Source organism: Derxia lacustris, assembly GCF_002105195.1.
GTDB lineage: Bacteria > Pseudomonadota > Gammaproteobacteria > Burkholderiales > Burkholderiaceae_E > Derxia > Derxia lacustris.
In genome coordinates this window covers 273,869-300,615 of the sequence record NZ_MUHU01000001.1, presented here as the reverse complement: position 1 = coordinate 300,615, position 26,747 = coordinate 273,869, and the positions used below count along the sequence as shown (strand labels likewise).

The window sequence follows — 26,747 nt, the reverse complement described above, 5'->3', positions numbered from 1 at the left end:
CATGACCGTGCCCGCCAGCCTCGTCCAGTCCGCCGCCGATGCGCTGCGCCAACGCGGCTGGCACATCGCCACCGCAGAAAGCTGCACCGGCGGGATGATCGCCGCCCATCTCACCGATCTGGCCGGCTCGTCCGACTGGTTCGAGCGCGGCTTTGTCACCTATTCCAACGCCGCCAAGACCGAGCTGCTCGGCGTGCCGGCCGAGGTCATCGCCACGCACGGCGCCGTCTCCGAGCCGACCGCGCTCGCGATGGTGGCTGGCGCGCTCGAGCGCTCGCTCGCGCAGATCGCGGTCGCGGTCACCGGCGTTGCCGGCCCGGGCGGCGGCAGCGCCGACAAGCCGGTCGGCACGGTGTGGTTCGGTTTCGCGGTGCGCGGGCAGGCGCCGTTTGCCGTGCGCCAGCAATTTGACGGCGACCGGGCATCGGTGCGCGCCGCCACCGTGGCCTACGCGCTCGGCCGCGTCGTCGATCTGACCGAGCCCCCGGGCGTTCTTGTCTGAGCGTTACTTACTGTTGATTCATACAGTGCCTGGCGGCATACTTGTCGCCACGTTCCGCGCGGTACGGTGTTCTGTCAGCAACCGCGCGGGTGTCGAAACTTTCACCCAGCAGGTTCCATCATCGCCATGAACACCCCCAACCCCGCCAACGCCGCCGACAAGGCCAAAGCCCTCGCCGCCGCCCTCGCCCAGATCGAAAAACAGTTCGGCAAGGGCTCGGTCATGAAGATGGCCGACGGCGAAGTCGTCGAGGACATCCAGGTCGTCTCCACCGGCTCGCTCAGCCTCGACATCGCGCTCGGCGTCGGCGGTCTGCCGCGCGGCCGCGTCGTCGAAATCTACGGCCCGGAATCCTCGGGCAAGACCACGCTCACGCTCCAGGTCATCGCCGAGATGCAGAAGATCGGCGGCACCGCCGCCTTCATCGACGCTGAACACGCGCTCGACGCGCAGTACGCGCAAAAGCTCGGCGTCGACCTCACGCAACTGCTCATCTCCCAGCCCGATACCGGCGAGCAGGCACTCGAAATCGCCGATGCGCTGGTGCGCTCCGGCTCGGTCGATCTCATCGTCATCGACTCGGTCGCGGCGCTCACGCCCAAGGCCGAAATCGAAGGCGAAATGGGCGATTCGCTGCCCGGTCTGCAAGCCCGGCTCATGAGCCAGGCGCTGCGCAAGCTCACCGGCACCATCAAGCGCACCAACTGCCTGGTCATCTTCATCAACCAGATCCGCATGAAGATCGGCGTGATGTTCGGCAACCCCGAAACCACCACCGGCGGCAATGCGCTCAAGTTCTACGCCTCGGTGCGGCTCGACATCCGCCGCGTCGGCAGCATCAAGAAGGCCGAGGAAGTCATCGGCAACGAAACCAAGGTCAAGGTCGTCAAGAACAAGGTCGCGCCGCCGTTCCGCCAGGCCGACTTCGACATCCTTTACGGCGAAGGCATCTCGCGCGAAGGCGAGGTGCTCGATCTTGGCGCTGCCAACGGCATCGTCGAGAAGTCGGGCGCCTGGTACAGCTACGGCAGCGAGCGCATCGGCCAGGGCAAGGACAATGCGCGCGAATATCTGCGCAGCCATCCCGAAATCGCGTTCGAGATCGAGAACCGCATCCGCGAAAAGCTTGGCGTCGCCCGGCGCGAAGCGGCTGTCGACAGCGCCGAGTAATCGATGGTCGGGGGCGGACGCGCTGGCGCTCCCAGCCTCAAGGCGAGGGCGCTGCGGGCGCTCTCGATGCGCGAGCACAGCCGGGCCGAACTGGCCCGCAAGCTCGCGCCCCATGCCGAATCCGAAGAGCAGCTCACCGCGCTGCTCGATGCGCTGGAGGCCGAGCGCTGGCTGTCCAACGATCGTTTCGCGCAATCGCTCGTGCATCGGCGCGCCGAGCGCTTTGGCAGTGCGCGCATCAAGGCTGAACTCAAATCGCACGGATTGGCCGCCGAGGTCGTCGAGCAGGTGATCCAGGCCTGCGAAGACACGGAGTTCGCGCGTGCGCGGGAAGTCTGGCTGCGTCGCTTCGGCCTGCCCGCCACCGATGCAAAGGAGCGCGCAAAGCAGGCGCGCTTTCTCGCCGGACGAGGTTTTTCGTCAGTGGTCATTCACCGGCTTGTTTCCGGATTGGACGAAACCGGCTAGTGCGTTTTATTGCGCTGCGACATTGTGGTTTTTACCAGTCGCTGACTGCATTGCCACACGCTCAAGCTGGGCTTTTGCGCTGCGCCAAAGGCCGATTTTCATCGTGCTATTCTCCGCCGCGTGCTTGGCACAGAGCAGCATTGCAAGCCGTGTGGCGCGATGCTCCCGCAGTCGTTCGAAGCGAACCTCAGCGCAACAGTTCAAATTGGCATGTCCATGCCTTCTCCAGTTTCTCGTCGCGCCTTCATATCCAATGACGGCCAAATCAGCGCCCTGATCGGGTGCAGTTTCTTTTCCGCTCCGGAATCGAATCCGATTTGCATGCGATCCGCATCATTCAAAGCCGTCGCTTTCTGCGACGCAGCATCCCAATTCAAGCTCGCAAGTTCTGAGCGTTCCATTGCCGATATGCGCATGCGTGTCGCTGGCGTCAGGTTTGCCGAAATTCATCGACGCGCCGTCGGCGCTCGCTTGACCCAACAACAAACGATTGCCGATGTTCCCCGTCCGCTCGCGGTCGGCGGGATTCGGCAGTCGCTTGTCCGCCATGGCTCGGCGGCTTGCCGACGCCGTCGATCATCAGCAGCCTGCAAGGGGAACACATGAAGATTCATGAGTATCAGGGGAAGGAGATTCTCCGCAAGTACGGGGTCACGGTGCCGCGCGGCATTCCGGCCTTCACGGTTGAAGAGGCCATCAAGGCAGCGGAAACGCTGGGCGGCCCGGTCTGGGTCGTGAAGGCGCAGATTCATGCGGGCGGCCGCGGCAAGGGCGGCGGCGTCAAGGTTGCCAAGTCGCTCGACCAGGTGCGCCAGTACGCCACCGACATCCTCGGCATGCAGCTCATCACGCATCAGACCAGCGCCGAAGGCCAGAAGGTCAATCGCCTGCTGATCGAAGAAGGCGCGGACATCAAGAAGGAGCTCTACGTTGCCTTCGTGACCGACCGCGTCAGCCAGAAGGTCGTCGCCATGGCGTCGAGCGAAGGCGGCATGGACATCGAGGAAGTCGCGGCGCACACGCCCGAGCTGCTGCACAAGCTGGTCGTCGAACCGTCGACCGGCCTGACCGATGCGCAAGCCGACGAACTGGCCACCAAGATCGGCGTGCCCGCCGAGCTGCTGGACCAGGCCCGCACCAACCTCAAGGGTCTGTATCAGGCCTTCTGGGATACCGATTGCGCGCTGGCCGAAATCAATCCGCTGGTGCTGACCGGCGACGGCAAGGTGATCGCGCTCGACGCCAAGATCAACTTCGATCCGAATGCGCTGTTCCGTCATCCCGAGATCGTCGCGCTGCGCGACCTCGATGAAGAAGATCCGGCCGAAATCGAAGCCAGCAAGTTCGACCTCGCCTACATCCAGCTCGACGGCAACATCGGCTGCCTGGTGAACGGCGCCGGTCTGGCGATGGCCACGATGGACACCATCAAGCTCTACAACGGCGAGCCGGCCAACTTCCTCGACGTGGGCGGTGGCGCCACGACCGAGAAGGTGACCGAGGCCTTCAAGATCATGCTCAAGAACCCCAAGGTCGAGGCCATTCTGGTCAACATCTTCGGCGGGATCATGCGCTGCGACGTGATCGCCGAAGGCGTCATCACGGCTGCCAAGGCCGTCGGCCTCAAGGTGCCGCTCGTCGTGCGCATGAAGGGCACGAACGAGGAACTGGGCAAGAAGCTCCTGGCGGACTCGGGTCTTCCGATCATCGCCGCCGACACGATGGCGCAGGCGGCCGAGAAGGTTGTTGCTGCCGCCGCAGCTGCCAAGTAAAGCGAGGAAGAACCATGTCGATCCTGATCAACAAAGACACCAAGGTCATCACCCAGGGCATCACGGGGAAGACCGGCCAGTTCCACACCCGCGGCTGCCGTGACTACGCGAACGGCAAGGCCGCGTTCGTGGCGGGCGTCAACCCCAAGAAGGCCGGCGAAGACTTCGAAGGCATTCCCATCTTCGCGAACGTGACCGAAGCCGCGAAGGCGACCGGCGCGACCGTGTCGGTCATCTACGTGCCGCCGGCGGGTGCGGCTGCCGCCATCCTCGAAGCCGTCGAAGCCGATCTCGACCTCGTGATCGCGATCACCGAAGGCATCCCGGTGCGCGACATGGCCATCGTGCGCGACACGATGCGTCGCAAGGAAGCGGCCGGCGGCAAGAAGACGCTGCTGCTGGGCCCGAACTGCCCGGGTCTCATCACGCCGGAAGAAATCAAGATCGGCATCATGCCGGGCCACATCCACCGCAAGGGCCGCATCGGCATCGTGTCGCGCTCGGGCACGCTGACCTATGAAGCCGTCGCGCAAGTGACCGAACTGGGCCTCGGCCAGTCGAGCGCCGTGGGCATCGGTGGCGATCCGATCAACGGCCTCAAGCACATCGACGTGCTCCAGCTGTTCAACGACGATCCCGACACCGACGCCGTCATCATGATCGGCGAGATCGGCGGCCCCGACGAAGCCAACGCCGCACGCTGGGCGAAGGACAACTTCAAGAAGCCGATCGTCGGCTTCATCGCCGGCGTCACGGCGCCGGCCGGCAAGCGCATGGGCCATGCCGGCGCGCTGATTTCCGGTGGTGACGACACGGCGCAAGCCAAGCTCGACATCATGGAAGCCTCCGGCATCAAGACCACCAAGAACCCGTCGGAACTCGGCAAGCTCCTCAAGAGCGTGCTTTAAGCTCCGGACCGGGGCGGCCTGGCGCCTGGTGCGCCGGCTGCGACTGTCGACGCCCGCTTTTCAAAGCGGGCGTTTTTGTTTTTGGGGAAGTCATTGTTCGAATCGATTCCGGCCCTGGCCGACATCCACTGGGCGGCGGTACTGCAAATCGTCGTCATCGACATCCTGCTCGGCGGCGACAACGCCGTGGTCATCGCCCTGGCCTGCCGCAATCTCACGCCGCATCACCGCTGGCAGGGCATCTTGTGGGGTTCGGTTGGCGCCATCGTGCTGCGCGTGGCGCTGGTGGCCGGCGCCGTCAGCCTGCTCGATCTGCCCGGGCTCAAGCTGGTGGGCGCGCTGCTGCTGCTCTACATCGGCGTCAAGCTCACGCTGCCGGAAGAGGGCGATCACGACGTGGACGGCGCCAAGCATGTGCTGGGCGCGATCCGCACCATCATCCTGGCCGATCTGGTGATGAGCATCGACAACGTCATCGCGATCGCCGGCGCGGCCGAGCAGGCCGGCGCCGAGCATCGGCTGCAATACGTGATCTTCGGCCTGCTGGTTTCGATCCCGTTCATTGTGTTCGGCAGCCAGGTCATCCTCAAGCTGATCGACCGCTTCCCGGTGATCGTCTGGGCCGGGGCAGGGCTGCTCGGCTTCATCGCCGGTCGCCTGCTGCTCGACGATCCGCTGGCGCACGGCGTCATCGGCCATCCGACGCCGGCACTCGATTACGGCGCGGGTGCGGCCGCCGCCGTCGCGGTGATGCTGCTGGGCCGCATCATCGGCGCGCGAATGGCGGCCGCCCCTCCCGGGCAGGCCTGAAAGTCGCTAGGCTGCTGTCGTTACACTAGCCGCCCGGCTTCATCGTCGTCCCACGCCAGCGCAAGCCCCCGGCCATGCCTGATTCGCTCAAGCTCGAATTCGTCTCCGTCACCGATCCGGGGATGGTGCGCCAGCAAAACGAGGATTCGGTCGCCATCGTTCCCGATGTTGGCTTGGCCGTGCTGGCCGACGGCATGGGCGGCTACAACGCCGGCGAGGTGGCCAGCACGCTCACCACGCATCTGCTGGCGCGCGATCTGGCCGAGGATCTGGCTGCGGTCTATTCGGCGCGCGACAGCTTCGATCTGACCGCGCTGCACGGCCTGCTGCGCGACCACATCACCGACGTGAACCGCGCCGTCTACGACGCTGCGCAGTCGCAGGAAGACCTGAGCGGCATGGGCACGACGCTGGTCATGGCGCTGTTCCACGGCGACTGCGCGACGGTGGCCCATGTCGGCGATTCGCGCGCCTACCGCTACCGGCGCGGCAAGCTCGAGCAGGTCACGCGCGACCATTCGTTGCTGCAGGAGCAGATCGATGCCGGCCTGCTCACCGAGCACGAGGCGCGTTTTTCGTTGCACAAGAATCTGGTGACGCGCGCGGTCGGCGTTGATCCGGTGGTCGAGCCCGACATCGTCGAGGTCGATACCGAGCCGGACGACATCTTCCTGCTGTGCTCCGACGGCCTGACCGACATGGTCGAGGATGTCGGCATTGCGGCCCTCATCGCCGCCTATTCCGAGGCCGACGCACGGCTCGACGAGCTGGCCACGGGGCTGGTGCGCACGGCCAACGACCACGGCGGGCGCGACAACGTCTCTGTCATACTCGCCCGCGTCGATGCGGGCGGCGAACGGCCGCGCAGGCTGTTTTCGCGAATGACCGACTGGCTCAAGTCGCAGGGTTGAGCCACTGCCAAACGGTCCTCGTCCACGCAAAAAACCGCCCCTAGATCCGACAACGGCACACAAGAAAATGGCGAAGCTGATACTCAGCATGGACGGTCTGGCGCTCAAGGAGGTGGTGCTCGACAAGGAGCGGACCACCATCGGGCGCAAGCCGCACAACGATCTGGTGATCGACAACCTCGCCGTCTCGGGCGAGCACGCGGTCATCGTCACGATCCTCAACGATTCCTTCCTTGAAGACCTCGGTTCCACCAACGGCACCTTCGTCAACGGTCAGCAGATCAAGAAGCATTTCCTGCAGAACGGCGACACGATCGAACTCGGCCGCTACAAGCTCAAGTACCACGCCGACCAGATCGAGCCGCTCGTTGCCGATTCGGTGCGCGCGCTGACCGGTGCGAACGGCCTGCTCTCGCGCACGGCGGCTCTCGCCCCGCTGCCGCCCGGCATGACCGCGCCCGGCGCACAGCGCCTGCCGGTGCAGAGCCTGGCCGCCGACGTCACCGCCGTCGTGCGCATCCTCAGCGGGCCCAACACCGGGCGTGAGCTGTTCATCCGCAAGGCGCTGACCACGCTCGGCCGGCCCGGCGTGCAGGTGGCGGTCATCACGCGGCGGCCGCAGGGCTACTTCATCACCCATGTGGAAGGCACGCAGTTCCCGCTGGTCAACGGCCGCTCGCTCGGCGCCGAAGCCTTCCCGCTCAACGATCACGACGTGATCGAGCTGTCCGGCACGCGCATGGAATTCGTGCTGCGCAGCGCCGTGAGCGCGCCGGCCGACGGCGTTGCCACTCTTCATTGACGCGCGAGGCGAGGCGATGCAACTGCGCGTCCTCGGCTGTTCGGGCGGCATCGGCAATGGCGGACAGACCACGTCCTTCCTCGTCGACGACGACATCCTCATCGACGCCGGCACCGGCGTCGGCCAGCTCGATGCCGCGCAGCTCGCGCGCATCGACCACATCTTTCTTACCCATGCGCATCTCGATCATGTCTGCGGCCTGGCGCTGATGATCGACAGCGTGTTCGGCCTGCGCGACCGGCCGCTGCGCGTGCATGCGCTGCCCGACACGCTGGACGTGCTGCGTCGTCATCTGTTCAACGATCTGCTCTGGCCCGATTTCACGCGGCTGCCGACTGCCGCCGCGCCCTGCATGGCGCTGGTCGAGCTGGCGGTCGGCGACGGCTTCGAACTGGCCGGGCGCCGCATCGTCGCGCTGCCGGCGGCGCATCAGGTGGCGGCGGTCGGCTATCGCGTCGACGCACCGAGCGGCCGCAGCTTCGTCTTTACCGGCGACACCGCGCCCTGTGCCGAGCGCTGGGACGCGATCAACCGCATTCCCGATCTGGCGCTGCTGGTCATCGAAACCGCCTTCTGCAACCGCGAAGCCGAACTGGCCGAGCGTTCGCGCCACCTCTGCCCGGCCAGCCTGGCGCGCGACATTGCCGCGCTCAAGGGTCGGCCCGCCGTGCGCATCACCCATCTCAAGCCGGCCGATGCCGAGCTGACGATGCGCGAAGTGCGCGCCGCCATTCCCCAGCTCGACCCGCAGCCGCTGGCCGACGGCGACGTCTTCCTGATCTGAATCGCCGTTCATGCCGGCAGCCTTGACAGAGCGCGCCCGACTGACAGGATTTGTCACTCTGACTGCCGCAATTCGTCACTTCCTGGGGGCGGTTTTGTGGACTGCCAAAACGGTTGTGAAGAACTGCACGGCTTTCCCGGTGCAATTCAAGAAAAGCCCGGTGGCATGGCGGTTGCCTTGAAAGGCTATCGCCACTCGAAATGGTGGCGAAGCAGTTCCCAACCTATTCCCCCACTTGGAGAAATTCGCATGCGCAAGGTCCAGCAAGGTTTCACCCTTATCGAACTGATGATCGTGGTTGCGATCATCGGCATTCTGGCCGCCATCGCCATCCCGGCCTACAGCGATTACACGGTCCGCGCTCGGGTGTCGGAAGGCCTGTCGCTGGCGTCAAGCGCCAAGGCCATCGTTTCGGAAAATGCCGCCAACGGTGCTTCGAACCTTACGCTCGGCTGGACCCAGCCCGGTTCCACGAACAATGTTCAATCGGTGTCGGTGGATCCCAGCTCGGGCGTCATTTCGGTTGTCATGACCGCCAAGGCCAAGAGTGTCGCTTTCTCGCTCACGCCGGTTGACGGTTCGGGCACTGCGCTCAGCGCGGGTTCCACCGCCGAAGGCGCGATCAAGTGGACGTGCTCCACCACGACCGATGTCAAGTACGTTCCTGCCGAATGCCGTCAATAAGGTAATTCTGCCTTGGTTGTAGAAAGCCCCGCCTCGTGCGGGGCTTTTTCATGAGCAAATACAATGATCAGTACGAAAGTCAATACGGTTAGCTATCGAATTTGCCTGTTGCTGCCGGTGCTGCTGGCGATATTGGCCTATTTGCCGGTTTTTGAAAATGGATACGTCTGGGACGACGATTCATTGTTTGTGCAGCAAACTGCGCTGCGTAGCGGCCAGTTTTCTTGGGCGACGATTGCCCAGCCCATTCTGCCAGGTACTACCTATTTTCGTCCGTTGGTGCTGTTGAGTTATTTCGTAGAATTTACGGTATTTGGGGTCGATCCAGGCATTTCCCACGGCATTAATTTGCTGCTGCACATCGCCAACATATTGCTGGTGGGCATGCTGACCAAACTTGTCCTGAATGAGCGTGCGACCCCCGTTCGCGGGTTGGTGGTTTGCAGTTTCTATGCGATCAATCCGGTTCTGGTCGAACCAGTAGCCTGGGCTGCTGGTCGGTTCGACCTGATGGTCACCACCTTCTTTCTTGCAGCGCTGTGTGCAGCCTTGATCAAAACTGGCGTCATTCGATACTTGCTGGTGGTCATATTCTTTCTTGCAGCAGCCTTTTCCAAGGAAATGGCGGTCACGTTTCCCGTCGTGGCACTTCTGCTGCTGACGGCACGCAGTGCGGTGGCAGATGGCGCGGCAGGCGTGTTCTCGGAGTTGGGTAAAAGACACACGATGACGGTCATGGTCAGCGTCGTGCTGGCGGGGAGTATTTACCTGTCGCTGCGATGGGCAACTTTTCATCAAATGAGTCATATCGATGCCGAAACGCTGGGGCTGTTTCCCCAATGGTGGCAACGATTGGCTCTGGTCGGAATGACGCTGCTCCTTTATGTAAAACTGTCGGTCTGGCCATTTTCCGGTCTCAACCCCTTGCATCCAGGCAATTATTCGGCGTGGGGGGCAAATGAATTTGGGCTGGGCATTGCAATCGCGGTGCTGGCCGCCGGATTGCTGCTGTGGATTGCAATGCGCCGTCAAAAAGCTGCAGTGTTGCTGATCGGTGCCTGGCTTGTCGCTTTGATGCCGGTGCTCAACATCATTCCTTTGACGATTGGTGGAAATCTCGGGCATGAACGTTTCTTGTGCTTGCCGTTGGTGTTTTTCCTTTTGGCTTTTTTTTCGATTTCCGGCATTCCCAATCTGTCAAACACTGCGCGCAGCAATCTTCCAGTGCTGCAGGCTGCATTGGTTTTATTTGTGCTGGCATTTGGTGTCTTGAATACGAATCTGAATGCCAGGCTCTGGAACAATGCCATGACATTGTGGACTTGGGCATATGAAAAGAATCCCGATTTCATGCCGGCGCGCTTGAGTCTCGTTTCGGCGCAATTGATGTATCACCGAACGGATGAGGCGCGGGCCCTGATCGACAAAGGTGAACTGGGACCTTACGGCGATATATATCGCGGCGGACTGGAATATCAGGCGGGAAATTATTCCGAAGCGGCGCTACTTCTGGACAAAGCGGCGCATGGAATATCATGGCCACATGATTCGATCATTGCAGCCGGTAAGAGTGTTAGGGATTACCAGATTGAGAATGCAACCGGCTTTGGTAAGGCTTGGCTTGCCCGGTTTGCATTCACTGCACGAGCCGACACTTATATCGGTTTGCATCGTTATCCCGAGGCGGTATCGAACAGCGAAATTGCATTGTTCTATGCGCCAGACTATCCACCGGCGCTGCTGAGCCGGGCTATTGCGCTTTATGGCAGCGATCGTCTGGAGGAGGCCCGAGAGGCACTTGCGACCTGGAAGCGTGCTGATGCCGGCAATGTCAATGCCATGCTGACCACGATTCGGGAGAAGACGATTCCCCAGTTGTGCGCCGACAAGGCTTCGGCGCCGGTTCGGCTATGTGCCACGGCCGCGGCGAGCGGCGCATCGGTCATCGATTGAGCGCGCCGAGATGATTCATCGGCTCGCGGCGTAATCGCCGCTCTTCCCCCCGCGCTTGCTCACCAGCCGCACTGCGCCGATTTCCATCCCGCGCTCGACCGCCTTGCACATGTCGTAGACGGTGGCGAGCCCGATCTGGACCGCGACGATGGCTTCCATCTCCACGCCGGTCTGGCCGACGCATTGGGTCGTCACCTCGCAGTGCACGGCGCCACGGCCGTCGCCGATGTCGTCGATCAGCTCGAATTCGGCCGCCACGCGGGTGAGTGCAATCGGGTGGCAGAGCGGGATCAGATCGCTGGTGCGCTTGGCGGCCATGATCGCGGCGATGCGCGCGATGCCGATCACATCGCCCTTCTTGGCATTGCCGGCGCGGATCAGCGCGAGCGTGGCCGGCTGCATGCAGATGCGCCCCTCGGCGACGGCCACGCGCTCGGTGCCGGCCTTGGCGCCCACGTCGACCATGTGGGCCTGGCCGTCGGCGTCGAAATGGGTGAGTGCGGGTTCTGACATGCGGTGACTCGGCTTGAAAGCGGCGCAAAACCCGGCCGCGAGGGGGCTTCGTATGATAGGTGCCCCGCCTGCGTACCGATTGCCGATGCCACCGACCCTGCCCCGCCTTTCCGCCCCGCGCCGCGCGCTGGCTGCGCTGCTTGCCACTGCACTTGCGCTCGGGCCGGCCGGCATCGGCGAACTGGCCGGTGCGGCCGGCGCGGCGCAGGCCCAGGTCCGGCTGCCCGATCTCGGCGATGCCGATACCGAGGCGCTGCCGCCGTCGCAGGAACGCAAGCTCGGCGAGCGGGTGATGGCGCAGGCCTGGGCCGCGCGCGACATCTATGACGACTACGAGATCGCCGACTACCTCGGCGTCGTCGGCCTCAAGCTCGCGCGCGCCAGCGATGACCTCGGCAATGCCGGCGCGCTGCTCAATCTCAAGCCCGAGGACTTCCGCTTCTTCGCGGTGCAGGACGGCAGCATCAACGCCTTCGCGCTGCCGGGCGGCTTCATCGGCGTGAACACCGGGCTGCTGACCGCGGCGCAAAGCGAGAGCGAGCTGGCCTCGGTGCTCGGCCATGAGATCGGCCATGTCACGCAGCGTCACATCGCGCGCCAGATGGGCGGCCAGCGTGGCGTGGGCGTGGCGATGATCGCGAGCCTGCTGGTGGCGGTGCTGGCGGCGGCGTCGCGCAGCAACTCGTCGGGCGATCTGGCGCAGGCGGCGATCATGGCCGGGCAGGGCGGGGCGATCGCCTCGCAGCTGGCATTCAGCCGCGATGCCGAGCGCGAGGCCGACCGCGTGGGCTTCCAGACGCTGGCCGCCGCCGGCTTCGATCCGACCGGCATGGTCGATTTCTTCGGCCGGCTGCAACGCGCGTCGCGGCTCTACGACGCCGGCAACTACGCCTTTTTGCGCACCCATCCGCTGACGCTGGAGCGCATTACCGACATCGAAGGCCGGGTGCGCACGGTGCCGCCGCTGGCCGCGCCCTATGTCGACAGCGCCGAGTTCTGGCTGGCGCGCGCCCGCGCCCGCGTGGCCGAGGACACGACGATTGCCGGCAATCGCGTGGCGGGCGAGTTCTTCACCGCCGAGGCGCAGCGGCTGTCGGCGCCCGGCGCGGCGGCCGCGACCGGGCCGGTGTGGTCGGCCGCGCATCCGGCCAACACGGCCAATGCGTCGAGCGCGGCCAGCGGCGCCGGCCCGGCCGCCACGCCTGCGTTGCCGCTGCCCACTGCCTCGGCCGCCGCGCGCGCCGCGCCCTGGTACGGCCTGGCGCTGACCCGGCTGGCCGCCAACGATGGCGACGGCGCTGCCGCCGCACTCGCCGAGGCGCGCAAGCGCCTGCCCGCGCATCCGTGGTTCGACCGGCTGGAGGCGCGCGTGCTGCTGGCACAGCACAAGCCCGATGTCGCCATCGCCTTTGCCGATGCGGCCCGGCGCCGCTGGCCGCAGTCCGATCCGCTGCGCGACGACTTCGGCCAGCTGCTGCTCGACGCCGGTCGCCCCCAGGCTGCCGCCGACTATCTGCGCGAGCAGACCGCGCTGCGCCGCTCCGACGCGCGGCTGCATGAGCAGCTGGCGCGCGCCTGGTCGGCGCTCGGCGACGGCGCGCGCGAGCATCAGTCGCTGGGCGAGTACTACGCCCAGCGCGGCATCCTCACCGGCGCGGTCCAGCAGCTGGAACTGGCCCAGCGCGCCACGCGCGGCGGCGGCGCGAGCAATGCCGATCTGGTGCTGGCGTCGGAAATCGACGCCCGGCTGCGCGGCCTGCGCGAGCAGCTGCGCGACGAGCTGAAGGAAACCGGCCGCTCGCCGCGCGACGGCGGCTGAGGCGGACGCGGCGGCGCTGGCGTTGCGAAGCCGCGCCGCGCCAACCCGTGCGCCACTCTCGCGCTCGCCGCCGCGGTGCGCCGAACACCCGGCGCAATCCGGCGCTGCTCGCGCGCTTGCCGGCGCGCGCGGCGGCCGACCATCGACGCAAGCTCGCCCATCCCGGGTGGAGCGCGTCCGTCGTCGCCAATGAGCCTGCTTCAGCCAGATCCCGTCCGTAGTGCAAGCCGCGCCGTCGCCAGCGCACCGGCGCCGGTGCGCGGACTGGTGCTGTCGGGCGGCGGCGCGCGCGCGGCCTATCAGGTCGGCGTGCTGCTCGCGCTGCGCGAGCTGCTGCGCGACCGGCCCGACGCCAGCCGGCGCCTGCCGTTCGACGTCATCGCTGGCACCTCGGCCGGCGCCATCAACGCCACCGCGCTGGCCTGCCGTGCCGACGACTTCGACGCCGGGCTCGACCTGGTCGCCGGCGTCTGGCGCGAGATTCACGCCGACCGCGTCTATCGCACCGACGCCGCCGGCGTGGCGCGCGCCGGCGCGCACTGGCTGGCGATGTTCGTCATCGGCTGGGCGCTGCGGCGGCGTCGCTTCCAGCGCCCGCGCTCGCTGCTCGACAACACGCCGCTCACCGGCCTGCTCGACAGCCTGATGGACTTCCCGCGCCTCGCTCGCAACATCGACAGCGGCCGGCTGCGCGCGCTGGCCGTGGCCGCATCCGACTACGGCAGCGGCGAGCACTTCACCTTCTTCCAGAGCGCGGCGGCCATCGAGCCGTGGTCGCGCACGCAGCGACAGGCGCGCGCGCAGACGATCGGCAATGCGCATCTGCTGGCGTCGAGCGCGATTCCGTTCATCTTTCCGGCCGCGCCGCTGCCGGTCGATGGCGAGCAATCGTGGTTCGGCGACGGCTCGATCCGCCAGCACGCGCCGATCTCGCCGGCGATCCATCTGGGCGCCGACCGGGTGTTCGTGGTGGGCGCGGCGGCGCCGGGCACGCGCGGCTTCGTCAGCGCGGCCACGGCGGCGCGCAGCGGCCAGTACCCGACGCTTGCGCAGGTGGCCGGCCATGCGCTCGGCTCGATCTTTCTCGACAGCCTGGCGATGGATGTGGAGCGGCTGGAGCGCATCAACCGCACGCTCGCGCTGCTCGGGCCCGGCCAGCTCGCCGACGCGCCGCTGCGGCCGGTGAAGGTGCTGGTCGTGGCGCCGTCCCAGCCCATCGATCCGATTGCCGCGCGCCATGTGCGCAGCCTGCCGCGCCCGGTGCGCGCGCTGCTCGCCAGCGTCGGCGCCACCGAGGCGCGCGGCGCGGCGCTGGCCAGCTATCTGCTGTTCGAGCCCGGCTTTGTCGGCGAGCTGATGCAGCTCGGCCATGACGACTGCCTGCGCCGGCGCGACGACGTGCTGGCCTTCTTCGACTGAGTCCGGGCGCGAATCAGCGCCCGCCGCTCACTGCCCCCACACCGCCTGGATGGTGGCGATGGCCGCCAGCCCGGCGGTCTCGGTGCGCAGCACGCGCGGCCCGAGCGAGATCGGATGGAAGCCGTTCTGCAAGGCAAACGCTTCCTCCGCATCGGTGAAGCCGCCTTCCGGTCCGATCAGCAGCGTGACCGTCTGGCCTTCGAGCGGCGCGCCGTGGCTCAGCAGCGCCTCGTTGAGCGGCCGGCGCGCACGCGGCGACGCGATCAGCTTGAAATGCGCATGGTGCGAGGCGATGAAATCGCGCACGCCGCGAATCGGCTGCAAGCCCGGCAGCGTGTTGCGCGTGCTCTGCTCGCAGGCCGAGCGGATCACGCCCAGCCAGTGCGCATGGCGCCGCTCGGCCCGGTCGCCGACCAGTTTGATGATGCCGCGCTCGGCCTGCACCGGCACGAAGTTGGCCATGCCCAGCTCGACCGCCTTCTCGATGATCCAGTCGATCTTGTCGCCCGGGCACAGCGCCTGCGCCAGCGTGATGGCATAGGGCAACTCGGCCTCGCGCGCCACATGCTCGCGCACATGGGCGATCACCGAGTCGCGGCCCACATCGCGCAGCACGGCGTGGAACTCGCCGCCGTGGCCGTTGAACAGGCAGACCCGCGCGCTCGGCCCGAGTCGCCGCACCTGGATGTGGCGTACCACCTCGGGCGGCAGCGCGATCGCGGTGTTTTCGATGAGCGTGGCGTCAACGAAGAAGCGGGGCAGGGAGGAGCTGGCGACGGCGTTCATGGGCATTCCGGTAGGGAGCCGGATTCTTGCACAGCGATCCGCGGCCTCGACCGCCGATGCAGGTCGCGATTGGGACAAGCACGGCACTGTGCGAAGTTTCGGCTTCCCGGGCAGTCCGGCATGGCGCCGGCTTGCCGGTTTCCTCAACGCATCACCGAGACACCAACATGAACAAGCAACTCCGGGCATGGAAGAAATGGGCCGGTGCCGGCCTGCTGGCACTCGCGGCGGGCGCCGCGCAGGCGGCATCGAGCGTCGGGCTCGATGTGCAGCTGCTGCCGACCGGCACGCTGTTCAATGGCCAGCAGGACATCGCGGTGAAAGTCACCGTCACCAACCGCAACGCCGTACCGGTGCGGGTGCTGAAGTGGGCGCTGCCCGGCGGCCGCGACGGCTCGGCCTTCCGCGTGACGCGCGACGGCACGCTGCTGCCTTATCAGGGCGCGGTCTACAAGCGCCCCGCGCCCACCGCCGACGACTACCTCACGCTTGCGCCGGGCGCCAGCTACAGCGCCGATGTCGAGCTGTCGGGCCTGTTCGACATGACCGATGGCGGCCACTACAGCATCGAGTTCGACAGCTTTTCGGGCCAGCTGGTCGCGCCGGCCAGCGCCGCCAAGACGCCGGCCGCCATCGCCGCCGATCTGGCTGCGGCCCAGCCCGGCGCGCTCGAATCGACGCCGGCCCATGTGTGGGTCGAATACGGCAGCGGCCCGAGCCTGAGCGCCGCGCTCGCCGCCGAGCCGATCCCCGAGACCGCCGCCCAGGCCAAGGCCGGCGCCGGCGGCGTGAGCTATACCGGCGCCTGCACCAATGCGCAGAAGTCCGCGATCGCGACCGCGCTCAACAGCGCCGCCACCTATGCCTCGCGTGCCAACCGCTATCTGGCCGGCATGACCGCCAGCACCCAGCGCTACGCCAAGTGGTTCGGCACCTACAGCGACACCGCGCGCGGCCAGGTCAAGCTGCACTACGCCAAGATGGTCAACGCCTTCAACGGCAAGCCGCTGGTCTACGACTGCTCCTGCACCGACAACTACTACGCCTACGTCTATCCGAACCAGCCGTACAAGGTCTATGTCTGCCCGGTGTTCTGGGATGCGCCCAACACCGGCACCGATTCCAAGGCCGGCACGCTCATCCACGAGATGTCGCACTTCACCGTGATCGGCGCCACCGACGACTATGTGTACGGCCAGTCGGGCGCGGCGGCGCTGGCGATTTCCAATCCGGCGCGGGCGCGGCGCAATGCCGACAACCATGAATATTTCGCCGAGAACACCCCGGCGCTGCCCTGAGGACAGCGTGATGCGCCGCAATATCCGGCGCGCCTTGGCGGCGCTGCTGCTGCCCGCCGCAGCGGCGGCGCAGGCCGACGTGGCGCCGCCGTCGCTGCGCTGCCAGCTCGACCTGACGCCGCCGACGGTGACGGTGAGCCTCACCAACACCGGCACGCGCGCGCTCTGGTTCCTGGCCTGGAACACGCCGTTTGAGCGCTCGGGTCCGTGGTTTGGCCGCTGGCTCGAATTGCGCCGCAACGGCCGGCCGCTGGCCTTCGGCGGGCCGATGGTCAAGCGCGGCGAGCCGGCCCGTGCCGATTACCTCGAACTGGCCGCCGGCGCATCGCTGCACGCCTCGGCCGATCTGGCGCAGGTGTTCGCCATCGGCGCGCGCGGCGACTACGAGTTGCGCCCGGCACTGCGCCTGCTCGACTGGGGCGAGGCGCCGCTGCCCTGGCCGCGCAGCCGGGCCGATCTGGCCGGCGCGACCGAGCTTGCGTGCAATGCAGCAAGCTTTCGGGTGCCATGAACCGGAGCGGGCCGGTCAACTTCTGTCTGCTAACATTTTCGGCGAAGTAGCGCGCGGGACAGGGCGGCAAGGACGGGCTGGCGGGCCGGCAAGCGGCAGGCATCAACGTCCACCGACACTGTTTTCGCGCAACTCCGGCACGCAATTCGCAGCTCAAACTATCCCTCCGGCCGGGGTCGCCATTCACGGCGGCGCAACTGTCGCCGCCTTCGCTCCGGCCCGTCGGCCTCGCGGCCCACGGCCGTTCCAGCCCGTCTTCAAGTCAGCTCTCATGACCGCCAACGACATCTCCAGCACCGCCGTTTCCGCTTCCACTTCTGCCGGCGACACGCTGCTGGCCAATGCCATCCGGGTGCTGTCCTTCGATGCCGTGGAAGCCGCCAAGTCGGGCCATCCGGGCATGCCGATGGGCATGGCGGAAATCGGCGTCGCGCTGTGGACGCGCCATTACCGTCACAACCCGGCCAATCCGGCCTGGGCCAATCGCGACCGTTTCGTGGTGAGCAACGGCCACGGCTCGATGCTGCATTACTCGCTGCTGCACCTGGCCGGCTACGACCTGTCGATCGACGAGCTGCGCAACTTCCGCAAGCTGCACTCCAAGACGCCGGGCCATCCCGAGGTCGGCATCACCCCGGGCGTGGAAACCACCACCGGCCCGCTCGGCCAGGGCATCGCCAACGGCGTCGGCATGGCGCTGGCCGAATGGCTGCTCGCCAGCGAGTTCAACAAGCCGGGCCTGCCCATCGTCGACCACCGCACCTATGTGTTCCTGGGCGACGGCTGCCTGATGGAAGGCGTGAGCCATGAAGCCTGCTCGCTGGCCGGCACGCTGCGGCTCAACAAGCTGGTCGCGCTCTATGACGACAACAACATCTCCATCGACGGCAAGGTCGAGGGCTGGTTCACCGAAGACATCCCGAAGCGTTTCGAGGCCTATGGCTGGAACGTGATCGCGGCGGTCGACGGCCACAGCGTCGAGGCGGTGAGTGCCGCCATCGAGGCCGCCAAGACCAGCGACCGCCCCACGCTGATCTGCTGCAAGACGGTCATCGGCAAGGGCTCGCCCAACCGCGCCGGCACCGCCAAGGCCCACGGCGAAGCGCTCGGCGATGCGGAAATCAAGCTCACGCGCGAGGCGCTGGGCTGGAGCTACCCGCCGTTCGAGATTCCGGCCGAGGTCTATGCCGGCTTCGACGCCCGCGCGCGCGGCGCCGAGCAGGACGCCGCCTGGAGCGCGCTGTTCGCCAGCTACGAGGCGCAATTCCCGGCCGAGGCGGCCGAGTTCAAGCGCCGCATCGCCAGGCAGCTGCCGGCCAACTGGGCCGAAACCGTGGCCGCCTATGTCGCCGCCTGCGAGGACAAGAAGGAAACCATCGCCACCCGCAAGGCGTCGCAGAACGCGATCGAGGCCTATGCCAAGGTGCTGCCCGAATTTCTCGGCGGCAGCGCCGACCTGACCGGCAGCAACCTCACCAACTGGAGCACTAGCAAGCCGGTGCGCGCCGGTCAGCCGGGCCAGCACATCAACTACGGCGTGCGCGAATTCGGCATGAGCGCGGTCATGAACGGCATTGCGCTGCATGGCGGCTATCTGCCGTTCGGTGCCACCTTCCTGACCTTCAGCGACTACTCGCGCAATGCCATCCGCATGGCGGCGCTGATGAAGCAGCGCAGCATCTTCGTGTTCACGCACGATTCCATCGGTCTCGGCGAGGACGGCCCCACGCACCAGTCGATCGAGCATGTGTCGTCGCTGCGGCTGATTCCGGGCCTCGATGTCTGGCGTCCGGCCGACACGACCGAATCGGCGCTGGCCTGGGCGGTGGCGGTCGAGCAGGCCGAGCGGCCGAGCGCGCTGTTGTTCTCGCGCCAGAACCTGCCCTTCCTGAGCAAGCCGGCAGGCGCGATCGAGGGAATTCGTCGCGGTGGCTATGTGCTGAGCGATGCGCCCGACGCCAAGGCTGTCATCCTCGCCACCGGCTCGGAAGTCGGCCTCGCGCTCGAAGCGCAGAAGCTGCTGGCCGCCGACGGCATCGCGACGCGGGTGGTCTCGATTCCGTCGACCAGCGTGTTCGATCGCCAGCCGGCCGATTACAAGGCCGGCGTGCTCGGCTTCGGTCTGCCGCGCGTGGCGGTGGAAGCCGGCGTGACCGACTTCTGGTGGAAGTACCGCGTCGACGCGGTGGTGGGCATCGACAGCTTTGGCGAGTCGGCACCGGCCGGCGTGCTGTTCAAGCATTTCGGCCTTACGGCCGAGCGCGTTGCCGCCAGCGTCAAGACCGTGATTGCCTGATTCCGGGGATGACCGCCGACCGGGCGCGCGCCGCAAGCCGCGCAGCGCCAGGCCGGCAGGGCTGAAAACGCATAACGATTACGCAGTGCCATCCATCCAACTTTCCCAGAAGGGGACTTGAACCATGACCATCAAGGTTGCCATCAACGGCTACGGCCGCATCGGCCGCAACGTCCTGCGCGCCCATTACGAAGGCGGCAAGAAGCACGACATCGAGATCGTCGCGATCAACGATCTGGGCGACCCCAAGACCAACGCCCACCTGACCAAGTACGACACCGCGCACGGCCCCTTCCCCGGCACCGTGTCGGTCGAGGGCGAGTACCTCGTCGTCAACGGCGACAAGATCAAGGTGCTGGCCAACCGCAATCCGGCCGAGCTGCCCTGGGGCGAGCTGGGCGTGGACGTGGTGCTCGAATGCACGGGCTTCTTCACCACCAAGGAAAAGGCCTCGGCCCACATCAAGGGCGGCGCCAAGAAGGTCATCATCTCGGCCCCGGGCGGCAAGGATGTCGACGCGACCGTGGTGTTCGGCGTCAACCATGAAGTGCTGAAGGCGACCGACACGGTCATCTCCAACGCTTCGTGCACGACCAACTGCCTGGCCCCGCTGGTGCAGCCGCTGCACGAAAAGATCGGTCTGGTGACCGGCCTGATGACCACCATCCACGCCTACACCAACGACCAGGTGCTGACCGACGTCTATCACGAGGACCTGCGCCGCGCCCGCTCGGCCACGCACTCGATGATCCCGACCAAGACCGGCGCCGCCGCCGCCGTCGGCCTCGTGCTGCCGGAACTCAACGGCAAGCTCGACGGTTTCGCGATCCGCGTTCCGACCATCAACGTGTCGATCGTCGACCTGTCCTTCATCGCCGCGCGCGAAACCACCGTCGACGAAGTCAACGCCATCCTCAAGGAAGCGTCGGAAGGCAAACTCAAGGGCATCCTGGGCTACAACACCGCGCCGCTGGTGAGCGTCGACTTCAACCACAACCCGGCGTCGAGCACCTTCGATGCGACCCTCACCAAGGTCTCGGGCAATCTGGTCAAGGTGACCAGCTGGTACGACAACGAATGGGGCTTCAGCAACCGCATGCTCGACACCACCGTCGCGCTCGTGTCGGCCAAGTAAGTCGTCGGCGCAGCTGGCCGGCCGCGTGCCGGCCGCCTCGGCAAGAAAAGACCGGTCCGCGTGTCATGCGCGGGCCGGTTTTGCTTTTTGCGGGCGCCGCGGCCCTGCCGTTCGTCCCATGATGTGAACCGACCATCCCGCAACCGGGCCGCGCGGACGCCGACCGGCTGTTACCGCCGCCTGCCGTCCCGTGTCGTCGGCTACCTTCGACCCCATGCTTTCACGCTTCTTACCGTTGCTGGCGCTCACGCTGGCACTTTCCACAGGTTGCGCCCGGCCGGTCGGCGCCGATACTCCGCCCGCCGGCGCACCGGCGGTTGCGCTTGAAACCGGCCAGCAATCCCTGCGAATCATCATTCGTTTGCATGAGGCGACCGAGCCGTCCCCCGCGCTGCTGGCGCGGCTGGGCTCGGTCTGCGCGGCCCGCCTGGTGCACGAGCGTGCGATGTCGGGCGGTGCCCATGTGCTGTCGCTTGCCGTCGCGCAGGGCGATCCGCGCGCTGCGCTGGCCTGCATCGCGCGCCAGCCCGAGGTGGATTACGCCGAGGCCGATGCGCGTGCCCGACCGCAGGCGCGCTGACCGGGACATGGCCGCCGCCGTGCGCCGCATTCCCATCTTTCCGGAGTTGTGCAGATGAAGTTCCGAATCGCGTCGGCAATTGCGCTCAGCGCGGCCGCAGTCCTGCCCTCGATGGCGCAGACGCCGGTCGTCGGTGCCAGCCAGTTGCGTTTCTGGGCCCGCGCCACCGGCGCCGGCAGCGATGAAGTCACCCGCTTCATCGTCCGCTACAAGGACGAGACCGGCACCAGCCAGCGCGCCGGCATCGCATCGGCGAAGCTGAGCCGGCTGCGCTCGGTGACCGGCGACGATCTGACCTATGTGCGGCCGATGTCGGGTCTGGCGCATGTGTTTGCGCTGCCGCGCGTGATGAGCGCGAGCGACGCCCGCGCGCTGGCGCAGCAGATCGTGGCGAGCGACAGCAGCGTGCTGTATGCCGAGCCCGACGAGCGCCGCTATCCGATGGCGACCACGCGCGCCGCACCGCTGGCCGCGCTCGACAGTGTGCCGACCACCGCGCAATGGAATCTGCTGGCGCCGTCGGGCACGCAGACCGGCGGCATGAATGCGGTCGGCGCCTGGCGCGTCACCCAGGGCGACGGCGTGACGGTGGCCATCGTCGATACCGGCTTCGTCGATCACTCCGACCTGTCGGGCAACATGATCGGCGGCGCGGCGGCCAGCGCCGGCTACGACTTCATCACCTACGACTACGACTGCACGACCAAGGCCACGTCCTATCCCGGCAGCTTCCTGTCGGCCGGCGATGGCGACGGCCCCGACGCCAATCCGACCGACATGGGCGATTACGTCACCAGCGCGATGAACGCGAGCGGCGGCCTGAAGGGATGCAGCGTCAGCAACAGTTCCTGGCACGGCACGCATGTGGGCGGCACGGTCGGCGCGCTCAACGACGGCAGCGGCACGCTCGGCGTGGCCTTCAAGGCCAAGCTGCTGGCGGCGCGGGTGCTGGGCAAGGGCGGCGGCTGGGTCAGCGACATTGCCGACGGCATCGTCTGGGCCTCGGGCGGCAGCGTGAGTGGCGTGCCCACCAACAGCAATCCGGCGCGGGTGGTGAATCTGAGCCTCGGCTATCAGTCGTCGACCGGCTGCACCACCACCGAACAGAACGCGATCGACACCGCGCGCGCCAACGGCGCCGTGGTGGTGGTGGCGGCCGGCAACATCAGCGGCAGCGACACCTCCATCGATGTGCCGGCGAACTGCTCGGGCACGGTGGCCGTGGTGGCGCACAGCTATGAGGGCGACCTCGCGCTCTACTCGCGCTACGGCAGCGGCGCCAGCATCAGCGCGCCGGGCGGCGCGAGCGATGCCGGCTGCCGCAGCTATTCGGGCTCGGCCTGCGTCTCGGCGTCGCTTGGCGACGCGGCGCTCATCAACTCCACCAGCAACAGCGGCAGCACGGTCGCCGACGCCAGCAGCTATCGCGTCGAGGCCGGCACCAGCATGGCCGCCGCGCATGTGAGCGGCACGGCGGCGCTGCTGATCTCGCTGATGCCGTCGCTCAAGCCGGATGGCGTGAGCAATCTCATCAAGACCACCGCGCGCAGCTTTGCGAGCGGCACCTTCTGCGCCGACAAGCTCGAGCAGGTGAGCGGCGGCGTCTGCGGCGCCGGCCTGCTCGATGCGGGCGCGGCGGTGGCGCGGTTGCAGACGCTGATCCCGACCGTGACCGCGACGTCGTCCGGCACGGCGGCGGGCGGCACGGTCACGCTCACGGCCAGCGCCAGCACCAGCGCCGATACCAGCCGCAGCTACACCTACAGCTGGACCCAGACCGCCGGCAGCGGCGTGACGCTCAGCTCGACCAGCGGCAAGAGCGTGACCTTTACCGCGCCGGCCGAGGGCACGACGCTGGCCTTCACGGTGACGGCGACCGACAGCGACGGCATTGCGGCCACCAGTGCCGCCACCTCGCTGACGACGACGGCGGCCAGCAGCAGTGGCGGCACGAGCACCGGCAGCAGCGGCAGCAGTTCGGGCGGCGGTGGCGGCGCGACCGGCCTGCTCGGGCTGCTGCTGCTGCTGGCGGCCGGTGCCGGCCTGCGCCGCAACCGGGTGGCGCAGCCGCGCTGAGGCTGCGGCGGCAGAGCGGGCGGCGGCCGGTGAGCCGCTGCGCCTCAACCCACCATGTAGCGCGGCCGGCGCGACTTGCGCGGTCGCGCCAGCCAGCCGATGGCCAGCCCGGCGAGCGCACCGGTCGCATGCGCGATCGGCTCGACCGGCCCGCCGATCCAGCTCGGCGCAGGGCTGCGCAGCGCCATGTCGACGCCGACCTTGAGCGCGAGCCCGCCCAGCAGCACCCAGCCAAAGCCCGGTCCGTGCAGCCAGTGCTCGAACACATGGGCGGTCGGCGCGGTGATCGCCGTGCGCCGCAGCGCCGGATCGGGCAGCCGCAGCAGGATTACCGCATTGGCCGCGAACAGGCCGTGCAGCGCGCCCGACAGTCCGCTGTACCAGCCCACGCGCGGCGCCAGCGCCAGCATCAGCACGCAGGCCAGAAAGCCGCAGGCCGCCAGCACGCTGAGCTGGCGCCACGGCCGCACCACGCGCGCAAACATCATCAGCACCAGCGCCAGCCCGGCCAGATTCAGCGCCAGATGCAGCCAGCCCAGATGCACCCAGCTGGCGGTCAGCAATTCCCACCAGGCGCCGTGCAGCACCTCGTTGCGGGTGTAGCGCAGCCCCGGTCCGGCGCTCTGCGCCATCGCGCAGACGGCGGCGGCGATGACCAGGCAGGCAGCGCAGGCGCGGCGCAGGGCCGCGGTGGTGGTATCGGGATGGGGATGCATGAAGGGCGGTGAAAGCGCTGCCGCCGGGCGGTCGGCGGGCAATGATAGAGCGGCATTACGTCAGCGGCCGGTCGATAGCCCGCCGCTATAATCCACATATCTTCCGGGCCGCTTTCTGCGGCCGCCGCGCGCCGTCCGGCCGCGCCGACCGTCTTCCAACCCTTCCTGAGTCTCATCATGAACTTCAAGAAATTGACGGAGCTGGACTTGCGCGGCAAGCGCGTGTTCATCCGAGCCGACCTCAACGTGCCCCAGGCCGATGACGGCTCCATCACCGACGACACCCGCATTCGCGCCTCGGTTCCGGGCATCAAATTCGCCGCCGACGCCGGTGCCGCCGTGATGGTCACCTCCCACCTCGGCCGCCCGACCGAAGGCGAGCCCAAGCCCGAGGATTCGCTCGCGCCGGTGGCCGACCGCCTCGCCGAACTGCTCGGCAAGCCGGTACGCCTGATCGAGAACTGGGTCGATGGCGGCTTCGAAGTTGCCTCGGGCGAAGTCGTGCTGCTGCAGAACTGCCGCCTCAACAAGGGCGAAAAGAAGAACGCCGACGAGCTGGCGCAAAAGCTCGCCGCGCTCTGCGACATCTATGCCAACGACGCCTTCGGCACCGCGCACCGCGCCGAAGCCACGACCCACGGCATCGCCAAGTACGCGCCGGTCGCCTGCGCCGGCCCGCTGCTGGCCGCCGAGCTCGATGCGCTGGGCCGTGCGCTCGGCGCGCCCAAGGCGCCGCTGGTGGCCATCGTCGCCGGCTCCAAGGTCTCGACCAAGCTGACCATCCTCAAGTCGCTGTCCGAGAAGGTCGATCAGCTCATCGTCGGCGGCGGCATCGCCAACACCTTCCTGCTGGCCGAGGGCAAGCCGATCGGCAAGTCGCTGGCCGAGAAGGATCTGGTCGGCGAGGCCAAGGCCATCATCGATGCGATGAAGGCGCGCGGCGCCGCCGTGCCGCTGCCCATCGACGTGACCACCGCCACCGAGTTCTCGCCGACCGCCGCCGCCGTGGTCAAGTCGGTCGACGACGTGGCCGAGGGCGACCTGATTCTCGACATCGGCCCGCAGACCGCCGCCACGCTCGGCGCGCTGCTCAAGCAGGCCGGCACCATCGTCTGGAACGGCCCGGTCGGCGTGTTCGAGTTCGACCAGTTCGGCGGCGGCACCAAGGCGCTGGCCGAAGCCATCGCGGCGTCGGAAGGCTTTTCGATCGCGGGTGGCGGCGACACGCTGGCCGCCATCTCCAAGTACGGCATCGAAGCCCAGGTCGGCTACATCTCGACCGGCGGCGGCGCCTTCCTTGAATTCCTCGAAGGCCGCGTGCTGCCGGCCGTCGAGATCCTCGAACAGCGCGCCGCCTGATGGCGCGCTGGCGCCGACCGGATCGCGCAAGCCTGCTCGGCTGCCGCCCGGTCGGCGCATCGACCCGCGAGCAAGCGCTGCCTGCAAGGGGCGGCGTCGCGGGGCTCATGGCGGGTCACCCAATTCCAAATCCAGAACAATCGCCGCGCGCCACTCTGGCGCCGGGACCCAGCTTTTCTCTCTAGAACTGCAATCGGAGGTAAGTCATGCCCCTCGTTTCGATGCGTCAACTGCTCGATCACGCGGCCGAAAACGGCTACGGGATTCCCGCTTTCAACGTCAACAACCTGGAACAGGTCACGGCGATCATGGAAGCGGCCAAGGAAACCGGCGCGCCGGTCATCATGCAAGCCTCGGCGGGTGCCCGTAAGTACGCCGGCGAGCACTTCCTGCGTCACCTGATCGAAGCCGCGGTCGAGTCCTATCCGGACATCCCCATCGTCATGCACCAGGATCACGGCCAGTCGCCGGCGATCTGCCAGGGCGCCATCAACAACGGCTTCAGCTCGGTGATGATGGACGGCTCGCTGCATGAAGACGGCAAGACGCCGTCGTCGTTCGACTACAACGTGGAAGTCACGCGCAAGGTCGTCGAGATGGCCCACGCCGTCGGCGTGACCGTCGAAGGCGAACTCGGCTGCCTCGGCTCGCTCGAAACCGGCCAGGCCGGTGAAGAAGACGGCATCGGCGCCGAAGGCGTGCTCGACCACGCCTCGCTGCTGACCGATCCGGAAGAAGCCGCGCAATTCGTCAAGGCCACCGGCCTCGACGCGCTGGCCATCGCCATCGGCACCAGCCACGGCGCCTACAAGTTCACGCGCAAGCCCACCGGCGACATCCTCGCGATCAGCCGCGTGAAGGAAATCCACGCCCGCATTCCCAACACCCATCTGGTGATGCACGGCTCGTCGAGCGTGCCGCAGGAGCTGCTGGCCGAAGTCCGCCAGTTCGGCGGCGACATGAAGGAAACCTACGGCGTGCCGGTCGAGGAAATCCAGCAGGCGATCAAGTTCGGCGTCCGCAAGATCAACATCGACACCGACATCCGTCTGGCCATGACCGGCGCGATCCGCCGCTTCTTCATCGAGAACCCGAGCAAGTTCGACCCGCGCGAATACCTCAAGCCGGCGCGCGAAGCCGCCAAGAAGGTCTGCGTGCAGCGCTACCGCGAGTTCGGCTGCGAAGGTCAGGCCAGCAAGATCAAGGCGATCACGCTGGTCGACGTTGCCGCCGCCTACGCCAGCGGCAAGCTGGCCCAGCAGGTGCTGTGATTGCGCGGGCGGGCAGTGCTCGCTGACTGCCGCGTGGCGGCACCGTCCGCCATCCGGCATCGACGCCGCTGCACGGCTCGCCGCTTGCAATAAACTCGCGCCTTTCGCGGCGCGGCCGGGTCAGAAATGACCGGGTCATGTCGCGAGGTGCAGCCGGCACCCACGCCGCGTCCCGTCCGGGCGCGGCGTTTCGCTTTTCTGGCG

Annotated in this window: 25 protein-coding genes; 21 read left to right on the top strand and 4 right to left on the bottom strand. The window is 67.2% G+C overall.

Annotated features, from left to right (window positions below):
* Position 1 precedes the first annotated feature (1 nt).
* The 3 genes from B9P64_RS01240 to recX all read left to right on the top strand — a co-directional run bounded on the left by B9P64_RS01240 (position 2) and on the right by recX (position 2,140).
* Positions 2-502, top strand: a complete 501-nt coding sequence (locus B9P64_RS01240; RefSeq protein WP_085314447.1) for a CinA family protein — start codon at positions 2-4, stop codon at positions 500-502.
* A gap of 126 nt (positions 503-628) precedes the next feature.
* Positions 629-1,672: a recombinase RecA gene (gene recA, locus B9P64_RS01235; RefSeq protein WP_085314446.1), complete on the top strand. Its 1,044-nt coding sequence runs from the start codon at positions 629-631 to the stop codon at positions 1,670-1,672.
* A gap of 3 nt (positions 1,673-1,675) precedes the next feature.
* Complete coding sequence (gene recX / locus B9P64_RS01230) at positions 1,676-2,140, top strand: recombination regulator RecX (protein ID WP_085314445.1); 465 nt, start codon at positions 1,676-1,678, stop codon at positions 2,138-2,140.
* A gap of 333 nt (positions 2,141-2,473) precedes the next feature.
* On the opposite strand, the gene B9P64_RS23435 is transcribed toward recX, so the two are convergent.
* Positions 2,474-2,689 carry a hypothetical protein gene (locus tag B9P64_RS23435; RefSeq protein ID WP_139826078.1) on the bottom strand — a complete coding sequence of 72 codons (216 nt, stop codon included), beginning with the start codon at positions 2,687-2,689 and terminating at the stop codon, positions 2,474-2,476.
* Positions 2,690-2,742: 53 nt separating this feature from the next.
* Between B9P64_RS23435 and sucC the strand changes: the two genes are divergently transcribed.
* From sucC to B9P64_RS23430, 8 genes are all read left to right on the top strand, one after another.
* Positions 2,743-3,912 (top strand): ADP-forming succinate--CoA ligase subunit beta, encoded by a 1,170-nt coding sequence (gene sucC, locus B9P64_RS01225; RefSeq protein ID WP_085314444.1) that lies wholly within the window; start codon positions 2,743-2,745, stop codon positions 3,910-3,912.
* 14 nt (positions 3,913-3,926) lie between these two features.
* Positions 3,927-4,820: a succinate--CoA ligase subunit alpha gene (gene sucD / locus B9P64_RS01220; protein ID WP_085314443.1), complete on the top strand. Its 894-nt coding sequence runs from the start codon at positions 3,927-3,929 to the stop codon at positions 4,818-4,820.
* A 93-nt stretch (positions 4,821-4,913) separates the two neighbouring features.
* Positions 4,914-5,630: a TerC family protein gene (locus tag B9P64_RS01215; protein WP_085314442.1), complete on the top strand. Its 717-nt coding sequence runs from the start codon at positions 4,914-4,916 to the stop codon at positions 5,628-5,630.
* Between the two features lie 74 nt (positions 5,631-5,704).
* Positions 5,705-6,541, top strand: a complete 837-nt coding sequence (locus B9P64_RS01210; RefSeq protein ID WP_085314441.1) for a Stp1/IreP family PP2C-type Ser/Thr phosphatase — start codon at positions 5,705-5,707, stop codon at positions 6,539-6,541.
* Between the two features lie 67 nt (positions 6,542-6,608).
* A complete protein-coding gene (locus B9P64_RS01205) occupies positions 6,609-7,343 on the top strand; it encodes an FHA domain-containing protein (RefSeq protein WP_085314440.1) in 735 nt (244 codons plus the stop codon).
* Between the two features lie 16 nt (positions 7,344-7,359).
* Positions 7,360-8,127 (top strand): 3',5'-cyclic-nucleotide phosphodiesterase, encoded by a 768-nt coding sequence (locus B9P64_RS01200; protein ID WP_085314439.1) that lies wholly within the window; start codon positions 7,360-7,362, stop codon positions 8,125-8,127.
* A gap of 249 nt (positions 8,128-8,376) precedes the next feature.
* Positions 8,377-8,811: a pilin gene (locus B9P64_RS01195; RefSeq protein WP_085314438.1), complete on the top strand. Its 435-nt coding sequence runs from the start codon at positions 8,377-8,379 to the stop codon at positions 8,809-8,811.
* Between the two features lie 63 nt (positions 8,812-8,874).
* Entirely contained in the window at positions 8,875-10,764 is a 1,890-nt protein-coding gene (locus B9P64_RS23430; protein WP_139826077.1) for a tetratricopeptide repeat protein, read from the top strand.
* A gap of 15 nt (positions 10,765-10,779) precedes the next feature.
* On the opposite strand, the gene moaC is transcribed toward B9P64_RS23430, so the two are convergent.
* Positions 10,780-11,277: a cyclic pyranopterin monophosphate synthase MoaC gene (moaC, locus tag B9P64_RS01190; RefSeq protein WP_085314437.1), complete on the bottom strand. Its 498-nt coding sequence runs from the start codon at positions 11,275-11,277 to the stop codon at positions 10,780-10,782.
* Positions 11,278-11,362: 85 nt separating this feature from the next.
* On the opposite strand from moaC, the gene B9P64_RS01185 reads away from it, so the two are divergent.
* Together B9P64_RS01185 and B9P64_RS01180 are read left to right on the top strand one after the other, a co-directional pair.
* On the top strand, positions 11,363-13,096 hold the full coding sequence (locus B9P64_RS01185; protein ID WP_085314436.1) for a M48 family metalloprotease: 1,734 nt from the start codon (positions 11,363-11,365) through the stop codon (positions 13,094-13,096).
* Positions 13,097-13,285: 189 nt separating this feature from the next.
* On the top strand, positions 13,286-14,515 hold the full coding sequence (locus B9P64_RS01180) for a patatin-like phospholipase family protein (protein ID WP_085314435.1): 1,230 nt from the start codon (positions 13,286-13,288) through the stop codon (positions 14,513-14,515).
* A gap of 27 nt (positions 14,516-14,542) precedes the next feature.
* Here the strand turns inward: B9P64_RS01180 and B9P64_RS01175 are convergent, their stop codons facing one another.
* Positions 14,543-15,301 carry a 16S rRNA (uracil(1498)-N(3))-methyltransferase gene (locus B9P64_RS01175; RefSeq protein ID WP_139826075.1) on the bottom strand — a complete coding sequence of 253 codons (759 nt, stop codon included), beginning with the start codon at positions 15,299-15,301 and terminating at the stop codon, positions 14,543-14,545.
* Between the two features lie 167 nt (positions 15,302-15,468).
* Here B9P64_RS01175 and B9P64_RS01170 point away from each other — a divergent pair, with 167 nt between their 5' ends.
* The 6 genes from B9P64_RS01170 (at position 15,469) to B9P64_RS01145 (ending at position 23,197) form a co-directional block, all read left to right on the top strand.
* On the top strand, positions 15,469-16,599 hold the full coding sequence (locus B9P64_RS01170) for a M35 family metallo-endopeptidase (RefSeq protein WP_085314434.1): 1,131 nt from the start codon (positions 15,469-15,471) through the stop codon (positions 16,597-16,599).
* 10 nt (positions 16,600-16,609) lie between these two features.
* Entirely contained in the window at positions 16,610-17,110 is a 501-nt protein-coding gene (locus tag B9P64_RS01165; RefSeq protein ID WP_139826074.1) for a hypothetical protein, read from the top strand.
* 271 nt (positions 17,111-17,381) lie between these two features.
* A complete protein-coding gene (tkt, locus tag B9P64_RS01160; protein WP_085314432.1) occupies positions 17,382-19,406 on the top strand; it encodes a transketolase in 2,025 nt (674 codons plus the stop codon).
* Between the two features lie 124 nt (positions 19,407-19,530).
* Complete coding sequence (gene gap / locus B9P64_RS01155) at positions 19,531-20,541, top strand: type I glyceraldehyde-3-phosphate dehydrogenase (protein ID WP_085314431.1); 1,011 nt, start codon at positions 19,531-19,533, stop codon at positions 20,539-20,541.
* 214 nt (positions 20,542-20,755) lie between these two features.
* Complete coding sequence (locus B9P64_RS23425; protein ID WP_139826073.1) at positions 20,756-21,121, top strand: hypothetical protein; 366 nt, start codon at positions 20,756-20,758, stop codon at positions 21,119-21,121.
* A gap of 54 nt (positions 21,122-21,175) precedes the next feature.
* The gene (locus B9P64_RS01145) at positions 21,176-23,197 is read left to right on the top strand and encodes a S8 family serine peptidase (protein ID WP_085314429.1); all 2,022 of its coding nucleotides are present in this window, start codon (positions 21,176-21,178) and stop codon (positions 23,195-23,197) included.
* Positions 23,198-23,241: 44 nt separating this feature from the next.
* On the opposite strand, the gene rrtA is transcribed toward B9P64_RS01145, so the two are convergent.
* Complete coding sequence (rrtA, locus tag B9P64_RS01140; RefSeq protein WP_085314428.1) at positions 23,242-23,913, bottom strand: rhombosortase; 672 nt, start codon at positions 23,911-23,913, stop codon at positions 23,242-23,244.
* Between the two features lie 177 nt (positions 23,914-24,090).
* On the opposite strand from rrtA, the gene B9P64_RS01135 reads away from it, so the two are divergent.
* Positions 24,091-25,272 (top strand): phosphoglycerate kinase, encoded by a 1,182-nt coding sequence (locus B9P64_RS01135; protein ID WP_085314427.1) that lies wholly within the window; start codon positions 24,091-24,093, stop codon positions 25,270-25,272.
* A gap of 206 nt (positions 25,273-25,478) precedes the next feature.
* Positions 25,479-26,543 carry a class II fructose-bisphosphate aldolase gene (fba, locus tag B9P64_RS01130; protein ID WP_085314426.1) on the top strand — a complete coding sequence of 355 codons (1,065 nt, stop codon included), beginning with the start codon at positions 25,479-25,481 and terminating at the stop codon, positions 26,541-26,543.
* The last annotated feature ends 204 nt before the right edge of the window (positions 26,544-26,747 follow it).

Bases quoted from the DNA above. Each gene is read 5' to 3' on its own strand.
- gap (WP_085314431.1), top strand. From the start codon at position 19,531: ATGACCATCAAGGTTGCCATCAACGGCTACGGCCGCATCGGCCGCAAC.
- B9P64_RS01200 (WP_085314439.1), top strand. From the start codon at position 7,360: ATGCAACTGCGCGTCCTCGGCTGTTCGGGCGGCATCGGCAATGGCGGA.
- B9P64_RS01210 (WP_085314441.1), top strand. From the start codon at position 5,705: ATGCCTGATTCGCTCAAGCTCGAATTCGTCTCCGTCACCGATCCGGGG.
- B9P64_RS01145 (WP_085314429.1), top strand. From the start codon at position 21,176: ATGAAGTTCCGAATCGCGTCGGCAATTGCGCTCAGCGCGGCCGCAGTC.
- rrtA (WP_085314428.1), bottom strand. From the start codon at position 23,913: ATGCATCCCCATCCCGATACCACCACCGCGGCCCTGCGCCGCGCCTGC.
- B9P64_RS01195 (WP_085314438.1), top strand. From the start codon at position 8,377: ATGCGCAAGGTCCAGCAAGGTTTCACCCTTATCGAACTGATGATCGTG.
- B9P64_RS23430 (WP_139826077.1), top strand. From the start codon at position 8,875: ATGATCAGTACGAAAGTCAATACGGTTAGCTATCGAATTTGCCTGTTG.
- sucC (WP_085314444.1), top strand. From the start codon at position 2,743: ATGAAGATTCATGAGTATCAGGGGAAGGAGATTCTCCGCAAGTACGGG.
- recX (WP_085314445.1), top strand. From the start codon at position 1,676: ATGGTCGGGGGCGGACGCGCTGGCGCTCCCAGCCTCAAGGCGAGGGCG.
- B9P64_RS01205 (WP_085314440.1), top strand. From the start codon at position 6,609: ATGGCGAAGCTGATACTCAGCATGGACGGTCTGGCGCTCAAGGAGGTG.
- B9P64_RS01165 (WP_139826074.1), top strand. From the start codon at position 16,610: ATGCGCCGCAATATCCGGCGCGCCTTGGCGGCGCTGCTGCTGCCCGCC.
- B9P64_RS23435 (WP_139826078.1), bottom strand. From the start codon at position 2,689: ATGGCGGACAAGCGACTGCCGAATCCCGCCGACCGCGAGCGGACGGGG.
- sucD (WP_085314443.1), top strand. From the start codon at position 3,927: ATGTCGATCCTGATCAACAAAGACACCAAGGTCATCACCCAGGGCATC.
- B9P64_RS01240 (WP_085314447.1), top strand. From the start codon at position 2: ATGACCGTGCCCGCCAGCCTCGTCCAGTCCGCCGCCGATGCGCTGCGC.
- recA (WP_085314446.1), top strand. From the start codon at position 629: ATGAACACCCCCAACCCCGCCAACGCCGCCGACAAGGCCAAAGCCCTC.
- B9P64_RS23425 (WP_139826073.1), top strand. From the start codon at position 20,756: ATGCTTTCACGCTTCTTACCGTTGCTGGCGCTCACGCTGGCACTTTCC.
- fba (WP_085314426.1), top strand. From the start codon at position 25,479: ATGCCCCTCGTTTCGATGCGTCAACTGCTCGATCACGCGGCCGAAAAC.
- B9P64_RS01185 (WP_085314436.1), top strand. From the start codon at position 11,363: ATGCCACCGACCCTGCCCCGCCTTTCCGCCCCGCGCCGCGCGCTGGCT.
- moaC (WP_085314437.1), bottom strand. From the start codon at position 11,277: ATGTCAGAACCCGCACTCACCCATTTCGACGCCGACGGCCAGGCCCAC.
- B9P64_RS01170 (WP_085314434.1), top strand. From the start codon at position 15,469: ATGAACAAGCAACTCCGGGCATGGAAGAAATGGGCCGGTGCCGGCCTG.
- B9P64_RS01135 (WP_085314427.1), top strand. From the start codon at position 24,091: ATGAACTTCAAGAAATTGACGGAGCTGGACTTGCGCGGCAAGCGCGTG.
- B9P64_RS01180 (WP_085314435.1), top strand. From the start codon at position 13,286: ATGAGCCTGCTTCAGCCAGATCCCGTCCGTAGTGCAAGCCGCGCCGTC.
- B9P64_RS01175 (WP_139826075.1), bottom strand. From the start codon at position 15,301: ATGAACGCCGTCGCCAGCTCCTCCCTGCCCCGCTTCTTCGTTGACGCC.
- tkt (WP_085314432.1), top strand. From the start codon at position 17,382: ATGACCGCCAACGACATCTCCAGCACCGCCGTTTCCGCTTCCACTTCT.